Source organism: Rhodovulum strictum (assembly GCF_009649175.1).
Classification (GTDB): Bacteria; Pseudomonadota; Alphaproteobacteria; order Rhodobacterales; family Rhodobacteraceae; genus Rhodovulum; species Rhodovulum strictum.
This window is the reverse complement of sequence record NZ_WJPO01000002.1, coordinates 77,056-89,855: the sequence shown is the minus strand read 5'-3', so window position 1 is coordinate 89,855 and position 12,800 is coordinate 77,056. Positions and strand designations below refer to the sequence as shown.

The 12,800-nt window shown below is 66.9% G+C and carries 13 protein-coding genes and 1 riboswitch; of the genes, 8 read left to right on the top strand and 5 right to left on the bottom strand.

The genetic code is table 11. The features are described from left to right. Positions 1 to 15: 15 nt before the first annotated feature. Positions 16 to 1,176 (bottom strand): MFS transporter, encoded by a 1,161-nt coding sequence (locus tag GH815_RS02110; RefSeq protein ID WP_153747089.1) that lies wholly within the window; start codon positions 1,174 to 1,176, stop codon positions 16 to 18. Positions 1,177 to 1,568: 392 nt separating this feature from the next. Here GH815_RS02110 and GH815_RS02105 point away from each other — a divergent pair, with 392 nt between their 5' ends. The 6 genes from GH815_RS02105 (at position 1,569) to phoB (ending at position 7,586) form a co-directional block, all read left to right on the top strand. Then, complete coding sequence (locus GH815_RS02105) at positions 1,569 to 2,603, top strand: substrate-binding domain-containing protein (RefSeq protein WP_153747088.1); 1,035 nt, start codon at positions 1,569 to 1,571, stop codon at positions 2,601 to 2,603. Between the two features lie 70 nt (positions 2,604 to 2,673). Beyond that, positions 2,674 to 4,050, top strand: a complete 1,377-nt coding sequence (gene pstC / locus GH815_RS02100; protein WP_153747087.1) for a phosphate ABC transporter permease subunit PstC — start codon at positions 2,674 to 2,676, stop codon at positions 4,048 to 4,050. 10 nt (positions 4,051 to 4,060) lie between these two features. Then, entirely contained in the window at positions 4,061 to 5,347 is a 1,287-nt protein-coding gene (gene pstA / locus GH815_RS02095; RefSeq protein WP_153747086.1) for a phosphate ABC transporter permease PstA, read from the top strand. A gap of 21 nt (positions 5,348 to 5,368) precedes the next feature. Further along, positions 5,369 to 6,166, top strand: a complete 798-nt coding sequence (gene pstB / locus GH815_RS02090) for a phosphate ABC transporter ATP-binding protein PstB (RefSeq protein WP_153747085.1) — start codon at positions 5,369 to 5,371, stop codon at positions 6,164 to 6,166. Positions 6,167 to 6,179: 13 nt separating this feature from the next. Next, positions 6,180 to 6,890 (top strand): phosphate signaling complex protein PhoU, encoded by a 711-nt coding sequence (gene phoU / locus GH815_RS02085; protein ID WP_153747084.1) that lies wholly within the window; start codon positions 6,180 to 6,182, stop codon positions 6,888 to 6,890. A gap of 3 nt (positions 6,891 to 6,893) precedes the next feature. Then, positions 6,894 to 7,586: a phosphate regulon transcriptional regulator PhoB gene (phoB, locus tag GH815_RS02080; RefSeq protein WP_153747083.1), complete on the top strand. Its 693-nt coding sequence runs from the start codon at positions 6,894 to 6,896 to the stop codon at positions 7,584 to 7,586. A gap of 11 nt (positions 7,587 to 7,597) precedes the next feature. Here the strand turns inward: phoB and GH815_RS02075 are convergent, their stop codons facing one another. Together GH815_RS02075 and GH815_RS02070 are read right to left on the bottom strand one after the other, a co-directional pair. Further along, complete coding sequence (locus GH815_RS02075) at positions 7,598 to 8,578, bottom strand: hemerythrin domain-containing protein (RefSeq protein ID WP_153747082.1); 981 nt, start codon at positions 8,576 to 8,578, stop codon at positions 7,598 to 7,600. Positions 8,579 to 8,580: 2 nt separating this feature from the next. Further along, complete coding sequence (locus GH815_RS02070) at positions 8,581 to 9,150, bottom strand: hypothetical protein (protein WP_153747081.1); 570 nt, start codon at positions 9,148 to 9,150, stop codon at positions 8,581 to 8,583. Positions 9,151 to 9,531: 381 nt separating this feature from the next. Between GH815_RS02070 and GH815_RS02065 the strand changes: the two genes are divergently transcribed. Continuing rightward, on the top strand, positions 9,532 to 10,230 hold the full coding sequence (locus GH815_RS02065; protein WP_153747080.1) for a helix-turn-helix domain-containing protein: 699 nt from the start codon (positions 9,532 to 9,534) through the stop codon (positions 10,228 to 10,230). Between the two features lie 6 nt (positions 10,231 to 10,236). Here GH815_RS02065 and GH815_RS02060 read toward each other — a convergent pair whose 3' ends face one another. Beyond that, the gene (locus GH815_RS02060) at positions 10,237 to 10,962 is read right to left on the bottom strand and encodes an NnrU family protein (RefSeq protein WP_246176277.1); all 726 of its coding nucleotides are present in this window, start codon (positions 10,960 to 10,962) and stop codon (positions 10,237 to 10,239) included. Then, entirely contained in the window at positions 10,935 to 11,348 is a 414-nt protein-coding gene (locus GH815_RS02055; RefSeq protein WP_153747079.1) for an Rrf2 family transcriptional regulator, read from the bottom strand. Before GH815_RS02055 ends, GH815_RS02060 begins: the two co-directional genes overlap by 28 nt. 78 nt (positions 11,349 to 11,426) lie before the next feature. Between GH815_RS02055 and GH815_RS02050 the strand changes: the two genes are divergently transcribed. Further along, a complete protein-coding gene (locus GH815_RS02050; protein ID WP_153747078.1) occupies positions 11,427 to 12,623 on the top strand; it encodes an NnrS family protein in 1,197 nt (398 codons plus the stop codon). 53 nt (positions 12,624 to 12,676) lie between these two features. Further along, a riboswitch (TPP riboswitch) is annotated at positions 12,677 to 12,774 on the top strand. The last annotated feature ends 26 nt before the right edge of the window (positions 12,775 to 12,800 follow it).

Genomic DNA, 12,800 nt, shown 5'->3' with positions numbered 1-12,800 from the left:
GGCCATGCCGCCGGGCTATGACCGCCTGAGCAGCAGAAGGGCAGTCAGCGCCGCCAGCCCCAGCCCGGCCGTCAGCCAGATCGCCGAAAGCCCCCAGGCCGTCAGCGCCGCCCCGAAGATCAGCGGGGCCGCGGCCTGAAGGATGCGCGCCGGGGCGTTCAGCCAGCCAAGCCGCTGGCCATACCCGGCCGCGCCGAACAGCGCCAGCGGCAGGGTGCCCTTGGCAATGGTCAGGATACCGTTGCCCGCCCCGTGCAACAGCGCAAACACATAGGCGGCCGGGCCGCCGAAGGCCACCAGCGTCACGGCGGCGACCGGATGGGCCGCCGCGGCGATGCGGGTCGAAAACAGCGGGTGGAAGCGGCGCAGCAGGCCGAACTCCAGCAGCCGCGCCGCCACCTGCGCCGGGCCGATCAGCGCCCCGGCCGCGATGGCAACCGCCGTGCTGGCCCCGGCGGCCTGCAAAAGCCCCGGCAGATGCGCGGCCATGGCGGTCGAGTTGAACCAGGTCACGGCAAAGACAAAGGCCAGAAGGACAAGCGCCGTGCGCGACGGTGGCGGCCCGGCCTCGGTCTGGGCCGGGGCCCTGGTGAAAGACCCCGTCCCCGTCGGCAGCAGGGCGTTCAGCGGCAGCGCAAGGCACAGGTGGATCAGCGCCCAGCCCAGGCATGCCTCGCGCCAGCCCCACAGCGCCAGCATCAGCCCTGAAAGCGGCCAGCCGACGGTGCTGGCGAAACCGGCGATCAGCGTGATGCCGGTGATCGGCCCGCGGGCCTCCTTGCCGTAGATACCCGCCAGCGTGGCAAAGCCCGCCTCGTAAAGCCCGATGCCCATGCCCAGCCCGATGACCGCCCAGCCCGCGAACAGCAGGACGGGCGAGGGTGCCGCAGCCAGCAGCACCAGTCCGGCGGCAAAGATCAGGTTCGATGCCATCAGCACGCCGCGCCCGCCGGCGCCGTCGATCCGCGCCCCGGCCCAGGGGCCGACCATGGCCGAGACCACCATCGCCATGGAAAATGCGCCGAAGACCCAGACCGGCGACAGGCCAAGGCTTTCGGCCATCGGCACCGCCAGAACCGCGGGGATGTAGTAGCTTGACGCCCAGCTGACCGTCAGCGCCGTGCCAAGCGCCGCGACGATCAGCCCGCGCCGTTCGGGCGGAAGCCGGGGGATCATGGCGCGGCCCGCAGGCGGCGCGGACCGGAAAGCCCCGGCGGGCGGGCAGGCGGGAGGATCATGCGCATGCGGGCAGGATCACCATGGCGCCGGTCTTGTAAATAGCCGTGCTCCGGGACGGGCGCGCGACATGCGGATGTTGCGCCTGAGTCGGTCGCTGCCCGCGCCGGTTCGCGCATTTGCGGCTGGATGACGGCGGGCAAGGCCGGATACAATCCAGGGGTGAAATCATTTGGGTACAATGCCTTGTGGGCGCCCGGCCCAAGAGACTTTCCGCGGAAAGCGGGCTGTCATAAATCTGTCATCGAACTATTACACAAGCGTCACTGGCAGCCGATACCCAGCCCGGGCAGGTGCGAATCCGCACCCCGAACCAAGCTTCAGGAGTTCCCATGTCCCGTATCAAAGTGACCGCCTCGGCGCTGGCAATCGCCGCCGTCTCGGCCACCGCGGCCTCTGCGCGCGACGAAATCCGTATCGTCGGCTCGTCCACCGTCTTCCCCTACACCCAGGCGGTGTCCGAGCAATTCGCCAACAACACTGGCGCCCCCTCGCCGATCGTGGAATCGACCGGCACCGGCGGCGGCATGAAGATCTTCTGCGGCGGCATCGGCGAAGGCCATCCCGACATCACCGGCGCCTCGCGGGCGATGACGGTCTCGGAATACGAACTGTGCACCCAGAACGGCGTGACCGACATCTCGGAAGCGATGATCGGCTATGACGGCCTGTCGATGGCGATCTCGCGCTCGAACAGCTTCGACTGGGACGTTTCGCTGGGCGAAGTCTTCCTGGCGCTGGGCGCGCAGGTTCCGGTGAATGGCGAATGGGTCGACAACCCCTTCAAGAAATGGTCGGAAATCGACAGCCGCCTGCCCGACGTGAACATCGTCGTGCTTGGCCCGCCGCCCACCTCGGGCACCCGCGATGCCTTTGTCGAACTGGCGATGCATGCGGGCTGCAAGGAACTGGCCTATGTCAAGGATGGCGGGTTCGACAGCGCCTGGGTCAACGAGAACTGCTCGCGCATGCGCACCGATGGCCCGTTCATCGAGGCGGGCGAGAACGACAACCTGATCGTTCAGCGCCTGGAATCCGATCCCAATGCGATGGGCATCTTCGGCTACTCGTTCCTCTACGAGAACCTCGACAAGCTGAAGGGCGTCAAGCTGGCTGGCGTCGATCCCGAATTCGACACCATCGCCGACGGCTCCTACCCGGTGTCGCGCCCGCTGTTCTTCTACGTCAAGAACGCGCATCGTGGCGTGATCCCGAACCTTCAGGAGTTCATCGAGGAATACATGTCCGATGATGCGCTCGAGCCGGGCGGCTACCTGACCGAGCGTGGCCTTGTGCCGCTCGACGCCGAAAGCCGCGCCGCGCTTCAGGACAGCGTTCTGAACGCCAAGTCCATGGACGCGAAGTAATCGGCTTTCAAGCCAGGGACTGCCCGGGTTCTGCCCGGGCAGTCGTCACTTTCGACGGGGCGCACCCAAGATGACCTCTCTCGCATTCTCCCTGCTCTTTGCCCTCGCGATCGCCGGGTATGTCTGGAACCTGATGGCGGCGCGGTCGATCCGGCAGAGCGGGGCCCGCATGCATTCGCTGTCGGGCTTTCACGGGATGTATTCCTTCCTGCTGGCGGTCGTTCCGGTGATGGTGCTGATCCTTGTCTGGCAGGTTCTCAAGGGTCCGGTGATCGACCGGATGGTATTGGGCGGCCTGCCGCCCGGAACGCTGGATGGTGTGAACGCGGGGGCGGTGCAACTGATCCTGTCCGAGATCAAGTCGCTTGCCGGGGGGCGCACCTTCGGCACGCCCGAAGACTGGAAGATCGAGGCCGCCGAACGGCTGGTCGGGCTGCGCCAGACTGCCGCCTATTCGCTGGTGGGGCTTGTCGCGGTGGTGGCCGGGGGGCTGGTGCTGTTTGCCCGACTGCGCGTCGGCGCCGAGTTCCGCGCTCGCCACCGGGTCGAACGCATCGTTTCGGGCCTGATGATCTTTTGTGCCTCGGTCGCGATCTTCGTCACGCTGGGCATCGCCGGATCGCTGATGTTCGAGACCTACCGCTTTTTCGAGCGGGTGCCGCTGACCGAGTTCCTGTTCGGGCTGAACTGGGAGCCGCAGATCCCGCTGCGCGAGGACCAGATCGCCGCCGAGGGGGCCTTTGGCTGGATCCCGGTCTTTCTGGGCACCATCGTCATCACCGTGGTCGCGCTGTTCATCGCGATCCCGGTGGGCCTGTTGTCGGGCATCTATCTCAACGAATTCGCCCCGCGCCGGATGCGTGCGGTGGCCAAGCCGATCCTCGAGATCCTGGCCGGCGTGCCGACCGTTGTCTACGGTTTCTTCGCGATCCTGACGGTGGCACCGGCGATCCGCTCTGCGGGGGCCGCGCTGGGCATCGACATTGCGCCCAACACCGCGCTTGCTGCGGGCAGCGTGATGGGGATCATGCTGATCCCGTTCATCTCGTCCTTTGCCGATGACGCGCTGTCGGCGGTGCCGCAGGCGCTGCGCGACGGGGCGCTGGGGCTGGGCGCGACCCGGGCCGAGATGATGACCACCGTCCTGTTCCCGGCGGCCATTCCCGGCATCGTGGGCGGCATCCTGCTGGCGGTCAGCCGCGCGATCGGCGAGACGATGATCGTCGTGATGGCCGCGGGGCTGATCGCCAAGATGACCATCAACCCGCTGGACAGCGTGACCACCGTCACCGTGCAGATCGTGACCCTGCTGATCGGCGACACCTCGTTCGACAATCCCAAGACGCTGGCGGCGTTCGCGCTGGGGATGATGCTGTTCCTCGTCACTCTGGTGATCAACGTCTTCGCGCTGCGCATCGTGCGCAAGTACCGCGAAGCCTATGACTGAGGCCCGTGCCATGACCGATATCGCAGCCGGACCGCGCCGGCTTTCCTCGACAGAGACCGTTCGCGCGGGCCTTGGGCGGCGCAAGCGTCACCAGATCATGCTTCAGGGCCTTGGCCTTGCCGCGATCTCGTTTGCCTTCCTGATGCTGGCGACGCTGGTGGGCTCGCTGGTGATGACCGGCCACAAGGCGTTCACCCAGACCCACATCACGCTGGATGTCTATGTCGATCCGGCCGAGATTCCGGCGGCCGGGCTGCCGCGCGGGGGCTTTCGCGACGTGATGACCGCGGCACTGGCCGAGCGGATCCCCGGCGTCGAGAGCCGCGCCGAATTGCGCGCGCTGGGCGCGATCCTCAGCAACGGGGCGCAGTTCATGCTGCGCGACCGGATCGTGGCGGACCCCTCGCTGATCGGGCAGACGATCACCATGAGGGTGCCGGTTTCCGACCCCTATGACCAGCTCAAGAAGGGGCTGATCGACCGCGAGACGCCCGAGGCGTTCCGCCGCGTCAAGGATCAGGAAATCGCCTGGTTCGACACGCTGATGGCGCAAGGCGCGATCACCGAGCCGTTCAACTGGGCGCTGTTCAGGAATGCCGACTCGCGCTTTCCCGAACTGGCGGGGCTTAAGGGCGCGCTGATCGGCTCGGCCTGGGCGCTTCTGGTCTGTTTCCTGATCTCGTTCCCGCTGGGGATCGGTGCGGCGATCTATCTTGAGGAATTCGCGCCGAAGAACCGGGTCAGCGACCTGATCGAGGTGAACATCAACAACCTGGCGGCGGTGCCTTCGGTGGTGTTCGGTCTGCTGGCGCTGGCGGTGTTCCTGGGCTGGTTCGGCATGCAGCGCTCGGCGCCCTTCGTGGGCGGTCTGACGCTGGCGCTGATGACGATGCCCACGATCATCATCGCGACGCGGGCTGCGCTGAAGGCCGTGCCGCCCTCGATCCGCGAGGCGGCGCTGGGTGTGGGTGCGTCCCGCCATCAGGTGGTGTTCGGCCATGTGCTGCCGCTGGCGATGCCGGGCATCCTGACCGGCACCATCATCGGCCTGGCGCAGGCGCTGGGCGAGACCGCGCCGCTTCTGCTGATCGGGATGAACGCCTTCATCACCTCGGCCCCGAGCACGCCTTTCGACAGTGCCACCGCCCTGCCGACGCAGATCTTCATCTGGGCCGACAGCCCCGAACGCGGCTTTGTCAGCCGCACCTCGGCGGCAATCCTGGTGCTGTTGACCTTCCTCGTAGTTATGAATGCGCTCGCCATCTTCCTGCGCAACCGGTTCGAGCGGAAATGGTAGCGCTGGCAAAGGAATTCGATCATGTATGACAATCCGCTGACGAAGAGGACTGCAGTGACCCATGAGGTGAAGATCTCGGCCCGCGGGGTCAACGTGTTCTATGGCGAGAACCGCGCCATCAAGGACGTGGACGTGGACATCGAGGACAAGACGGTGACCGCGTTCATCGGGCCGTCGGGTTGCGGCAAGTCGACCTTCCTGCGCTGCCTGAACCGGATGAACGACACCATCGACATCTGTAGCGTCAAGGGCCTGATCACGCTGGACGGCGAGGACATCTATGCGCCTTCGATCGATCCGGTGCAGTTGCGCGCCAAGGTCGGCATGGTGTTCCAGAAGCCGAACCCCTTTCCCAAGTCGATCTACGACAATGTCGGCTATGGCCCCAAGATCCATGGCATGGCGCAGTCCCGGGCCGATCTGGACGAGATCGTGGAACGCGCGCTGCGCCGGGCCGCGCTGTGGGAGGAGGTCAAGGACCGGCTTTCGTCCCCCGGCACCGGCCTGTCGGGCGGCCAGCAGCAGCGTCTGTGCATCGCGCGCGCCGTGGCGACCGAACCCGAGGTTCTCCTGATGGACGAACCGTGTTCGGCGCTGGACCCGATCGCGACCGCGCAGGTCGAGGAACTGATCGACGAACTGCGCGAACAGTATTCGGTGGTGATCGTCACCCACTCGATGCAGCAGGCCGCCCGCGTCAGCCAGAAGACCGCCTTCTTCCATCTGGGCCATCTGGTCGAGTTCGGCGAGACCGGGCAAATCTTCACCAACCCGCACGACCCGCGTACCGAAAGCTACATCACCGGCCGGATCGGCTGAGAAGGGATCGCAGATGAACGACCGCCATATCGTGAAATCCTACGACCGCGACCTCGAGGCGATCCAGGCGCTCATCATGAAGATGGGCGGGCTGGTCGAGGTCGCGATCCTCGAGTCCGCGCAATCGCTGGAAAACCGCGACGAGGAACTGGCCGAGCGGGTGCGCAAGAACGACCGCGCCGTGGACGAGCTGGAAGAGCGCGTGAACCAGGAATGTGCCCGGATGCTGGCGCTGCGCCAGCCTTCGGCCAGCGATCTGCGCACGGTGCTGACCGTGATGAAGATCGGCGCCAATCTGGAACGGATCGGCGACTATGCCAAGAACATGGCCAAGCGCACCGGGGTTCTGGTGCAGATGACCCCCATTGACGGGTCTGCGGGCGCGATCCGGCGCATGTCTATGGCGGTCGAGGCGATGCTGAAGGACGCGCTGGACGCCTATATCCAGCGCGATGCCGAACTGGCCCAGGATGTGCGCATGCGCGACATGGAAGTGGACCAGATGTACAACGCGCTGTTCCGCGAGTTCCTGACCTTCATGATGGAGGATCCGCGCAACATCACCGCCTGCATGCATCTGCATTTCATCGCCAAGAACATCGAGCGGATGGGCGACCATGTCACCGCGATTGCGGAACAGGTGATCTATCTGGTGACCGGCGAGATGCCCGAGGACGAACGGCCCAAGGCCGACCGTACCGCGGTCGAGGCGCCGAGGGTCTGAGCGATGTCAATCGCCGAAAGGCCCACAGTGCTGATCGTCGAGGACGAGCCCGCCCAGCGCGAGGTTCTGGCCTACAATCTGGAGGCCGAGGGCTTTCGCGTGGCCCGCGCCGCGACCGGGGACGAGGCGTTGATCCTGGTGGACGAGATCGTGCCCGATCTGGTGGTGCTGGACTGGATGCTGCCCTCGGTCTCGGGGATCGAGATCTGCCGCCAGCTCAAGACCCGCAACGACACGCGCGCGATGCCGATCATCATGCTTTCGGCCCGGGCCGAGGAAGTTGACCGGGTGCGCGGGCTGGAAACCGGCGCCGATGATTACGTCGTGAAACCCTATTCGGTGGTCGAACTGATGGCGCGGGTCAAGGCGCTGCTCAGACGCACGCGGCCCGCGGCGGTGGGCCAGCGGCTGGAATTCGAGGATATCGTTCTGGACCCCGAGACCCACAAGGTTTTCCGCGACGGCCAGACGCTGAAGCTTGGCCCGACCGAGTTTCGGCTGCTGTCGACCTTCATGGAGAAACCCGGCCGGGTCTGGAGCCGCGAGCAGTTGCTGGATCGGGTCTGGGGCCGGGATATCTATGTCGATACCCGCACCGTCGATGTCCATATCGGCCGGTTGCGCAAGGCCCTGTGCCAGCATGGCGGCGAGGATCCCGTCCGCACCGTCCGCGGCGCGGGGTACGCGCTGGGCTGAGCCCGCCCGGCTCAGGCGTCGATGGTCCCGCGGGCGGTGGCAGGGGGAAGGCCCCGCCGCGCGGCCATGGCGGCGCGCAGATCCTGCCGGTCGCGCTGGGACAGGCGCATGCGCGCAAGCGGCAGGATCAATGTCTCGTCCACGATCAGGTGGCGGCGGGTGGCAACGGCAAAGCGGCCCAGCGCGCGCATGTCGGGCGGTGTCCGGCCGGTAATGACGCTGCGCAGGATATGGCTGACCTCGCCCGCCAGATCGTCGATCACGGCATGTTCGGCGGCAAGCCGGTCAAGCAGCCAGTCCGGCCGGTCCCGCGGTCCGGCCCGTCGGCGCAGAAGATCGAACAGGTCCACTTCCTCGTCCAGGAAATTCACCGGCAGTTCGATATCGACATGCGCCAGCAACCCGATGATGTGTTCCAGGCACGGCACCTGGCCGTGCGCCAGCCGTTCCAGCGCGCCCGCCATCTGCCGCTGCCGCAAGTGATCGGCCGCAATCGCGTCGAGCGGATCGGCATGGTTGCGCAGATCGACCGGAACCGGGCCGAATTCCTGGGATCGGGGCTGCGTGTCCCGGGGGGCAAGTGCCGGTTGACCGGCCGACCCTCCGGCCGGTGTTCCGGGCCAGCCCGGGTTGTTCGGTCGGTTCATCCGGGCAAAGGCGGCCCGCGCCCGCCGCTCGCGCGCGGCCAATTCCAGCGCCCCGTTCAGCCGGGCGCGCGCCAGGTCCAGATCGAACGGCCCCATCGCCCCCGGTGCAAGGTCGATGTTGCGGCTGGCCAGCGCCGATCCGACCCGCGCAAAGCTGGTGCGCCGCTCCTCCAGTCCGCCTGCGCGGAATGGCGCATCGCCAAAGTCCCCGGGCGCGCAACCCGATTGTGCCCTTGCATTGCCCGGGCCGTTTGCGGCTGCGGTGCGGACCGTTGTCCTGGCCGCAATCGTCGTTGGCGCCAGGGCGACACCGTCGATGGTGATTTCGGGAAAGCGCGTCCTCATCGCTATCGCTCGGGCAGGTGGAGGGCGGCGGCGGCCGGGGTCGGCCCCGTGCAGCCGGTGAGTCCGGGCGGGCAGCGGCTGTAAGCGAAGTATCCTTCGGCGTCGTGTGCGGTACGCGCCCCCTGGACCGCCAGATGCAGCAATGCCCGGAAAACGCCCGCATAGCTGCTGCCCAGCGCCTCGAGCCGAAGCGCCAGGATCTCGACCACGGGCGCGACATCCGCCAGCACGCCGCGCACCTCGTTCAGGGGACGGTCGGCAAGGGTGTCGAGCAACAGGGCCAGGTGACAGGAGTCCAGATGGGCGGCGGGCCCGGCCTCGTCCGTGGGCAGGTGCTCGATCAGGTTCAGCGACAAGGATCGCGAGCGCTGGAAATGCGCCGCGAAGCGTTCCTGCTGGCGTCCAAGCTCCATCTCGTGGATTTCGTCAAGCAATGGCAGAAGCTGGCGGCGTACCTCTGGAGTCAGCAGATCCTCGACCAGCATGGCATCGGCGATATCCCATGTGGCGGCCTTGAACTGGGCACTGGGCGGGCTCAGCATCGCGGCGAGTGCCTTGATCGTCACGATCATCTGACTGTCTCCCATTCGGCCCGGCCCGCTTGTTCCCCTGTCGCCAGTGTTTCACCTTCGGCCGGATCGATGGCCCGACGCACCCGTTCCTGAGGCCCCTGCGGCGCCGCGTTCAAGAACCCCATCCCGATCCCCCACGAAGAAGTGTTCCAAATTACTGTCCCGGCAGCCTATTTGAATGTCAGCATTGTATGGGCAAGTCGCTTTCGGGTTGATTGGTGCCCGGAAGATACGCCAGAATGACGAAATAAGGCCGCGCGGGCAAAAGGTCGGGCGATTGGGTGAAACATCTCAACCGGGCCTCACCAATCTGGGCGCGAGAGCTTTGATATTTAACGCAAGTTCACTTGATAATTGTCAAGAGATTAGGCCGGAGAGGACATGCGCGAATCGGATATCTGTGAAATCCGCAACCTGCCGATCTTTGCCGATATGGCCGAGAGCGCCTTTGCCCGGCTGCATCGCGGTGCCTATGTCCAGACCTTTCCGCCGCAAGTCGACCTGTTCCATGAGGGCGAGGCAAGCGATTTCCTGCATGTGCTGACCGCCGGTCAGGTCGAGCTTTTCGCCACATGGAACCGGCGCGAGACCACGATGGAGATCGTGACCCCGGTCTCGAGCTTCCTGCTGGCAGCTACGATCCAGGATGCGCCTTTCCTGTGTTCTGCGCGCACGCTTGAAAAAAGCCGCGTTGTCCTGTTGCCTTCGGAGAATGTGCGCGATGTCTTCGACGAGGACCGTGCCTTTGCGCGCGCCGTGGTCAGGGAACTTGCAGCAAGCTATCGCGGCGTTGTGAAATCCAGCAAGAACATCAGGTTGCGCAGTTCGATAGAGCGGCTGGCCAATTACCTGCTACGGTATCAGGATTTGGCGGGCGGGGCCGAGAGCTTTGCGTTGCCGCTGGAAAAGCGCAAGATCGCCTCGCTGCTTGGCATGACGCCCGAGAACCTGTCACGGGCGCTGCGGACGCTGGGCGAATATGGCGTGCAGAATGACGGTCAATCCATCACGATCTGCGATCGCGGGCCGCTTCTCCGGCTGGCCAAGCCGGCCCGTCTGATCGACGACCCGTCGAGCTGAGCCGGCTCAGATCGGCGCAGGCAGGGGCGAGACGCCGATCACCGCCTCGTGGCCAAGAAACAGCACCGCCCAGAGCGCCAGCGCGATCATCACCCGCGCCGGGGCGGGCCATGCGCGGGGCCGCCAGCGCCCCGCGATCAGCGCCGCAAGCGGCAGGTTCGCGGTATGGGCGGCCAGCCGCTGCCATTCGGCCTCGCCCAGAAGGCGGCGGTTGCGCCGATCGATGATCCGCGTGCCGAGAACCGCGAACCCCGCGAAGCCGCCGAACATCAGCAGATGCGCCAGATCGGGATTGGCCAGCGCATGCGCGCCCGACCACAGCGCCAGCGCCCAGGGCAGCGGGTGGCGGGTCAGCCCCACGATGCCGGGGCGGGCGGGATCGAAGCGGTCGTTGCGCGCACCGCCGAAGCTGAGCGGATTGGGTGCCGCCGTGCCAAAGGCGATCAACAGGCAGACCACCGGCATCGCAAGGTTCGGTACCCAGGCTTGCCACGCCGCCCAGGGCAGCAACGGCACATGCGGCGCGCGCCCGGCGGCAACGATCAGCCAGGCCAGCACCGCGACCGACAGCGCGCTATAGGCCGCCAGATAGCCGCCCCGCCCCAGCATAGCTGTCAGCCGCCGTTTCACGGGGGGCTGCACCGGAACGCCATGCGAGGCCAGGAACACGCCGAAGGCCAGCGCCAGTTCGCCCCAGCCGCCCATCATTCCGCCCTCGGCGCCCAGGCGCAATCGGCCAGCGTTGCGCGGTCAAGCTCGGCCAGAAAGGCGGCCTCGGCCCGGGCCAGCCGCCCCTTGAGACGGCAATCCGGCGTCAGCGTGCAGGCCCCGCCATCGGCCGCGAAACATTCGACCAGCGCCTGATCTGCCTCCAGCAGGCGCACCACCTCGCCCAGCCGGATCTCGGCCGCGGGGCGTGCCAGCCGCAACCCGCCGCCACCGCCGCGCCGTGTCTCGACCAGCCCGGCCGCCGCAAGGCGAGCCACGACCTTGGCCAGATGATGACGCGAGACGCCGAATTCCTCTGCCAGTTCGGCGGTGGAAAAGCCGCGCTCGGGGCGGCCTGCCAGCCGCATCAGCGCGCGCAATCCGAAATCGGTGAACTGGGTCAGGCGCATTGGGCCTCACGAATTGGAGTTTCAAATACGTATTACATCGGTTAATCGGTATTTGAAATACCAAAAGCGAGTCGTCCCATGGCCACCACCTCCGAGCGCCGCCGCGCCTTTGCCGGTCCCGCCCTTCTGGCGCAGGGCCATCGCCCGTTCTTCCTGTTCGGCAGTCTCTGGGCGGCCGCGGCGATGACATTGTGGATCGCGATGCTGGGCGGCGGCGTGGCGCTGCCCACTGTGCTCGATCCGGTCAGCTGGCATGCCCATGCCTTTCTGTTCGGCTATCTCGGCGCCGTCACGGCCGGGTTCCTGCTGACGGCGGTGCCGAACTGGACCGGGCGGCTGCCGCTGATGGGCTGGCCGCTTCTGGCACTGGTATTGCTCTGGGCGGCGGGGCGGGTCGCGGTGTCGGTTTCGGCGCTGCTGCCGGTCGGGGCGGCCGCAGCGGTCGATCTGGCCTTTCCGCTGGCGCTGGCTGCGGTCATGCTGCGCGAGATCGTGGCGGGCCGGAACTGGCGCAACCTGTCGGTCTGGGCGCTGCTGTTGCTGATGACGCTGGGGCAGGGGCTGTTCCATCTCGATGCCCTGCGCGGCGATTATGCGGCGGGCGGGCTGGGGCTGCGGGTGGCCTTGGCGGCTGCGATCGGGATGATCCTGCTGATCGGCGGCCGGGTCGTGCCGAGCTTTACCCGCAACTGGCTGGCCCAGCGCCGCGAGACGCGGCTGCCCGCCCCCCTCGGCCAGTTCGACGGGATCGCGCTGGCGGTGGCCGGTCTGGCGCTTGCGGTCTGGACCGTGGCGCCCGCGCATTGGCTTGCCACGCTGCTCTGTCTGCTGGCGGGGGTCTTGCAGCTGATCCGGCTGGGCCGCTGGGTCGGGCACCGCACGCTGGCCGAGCCGCTGGTCTGGGTGCTGCACCTTGCCTATGCGCTGGTGCCGGTCGGGTTTCTGGCGGTGGGGCTTGCGTCGGTGCTGCCGGGGCTGGGCTCGGTCACGGCGGCGCAGCATGTGTGGATGGCGGGCGCGGTCGGCATGATGACGCTGGCGATCATGACGCGCGCCAGCCTTGGCCATTCGGGCCGCCCGCTGACCGCAAGCCCGGCCGTCGCCGCGCTGTATGTGCTGCTGCTGGTCTCGGTCATGGCCCGGTTTGCCGAAGGGCTTGGCGCGCCGGGCTGGCTGCTGCATCTGGCCGGGGCGGGCTGGATTGCCGCCTTCCTGGGCTTTGCGCTGCTCTACTGGCGGATCCTGACCGGGCCGCGCGCGGCTGTTTCGTCCTGAGATCCGGGCAGGCAAAAGGTGCTTTTGTTTCCCCGCGGGACGTGGTTCCATGCCCACCGTGACAGGGGCGTCCGGGGTCATCCCGGGCTGAGAAGTACCCTTTGAACCTGAACCAGATCATGCTGGCGGAGGAAGTCGCACCCGAAGCGCCCAAGGGGCTTTCGCGTTCGTTTCCTG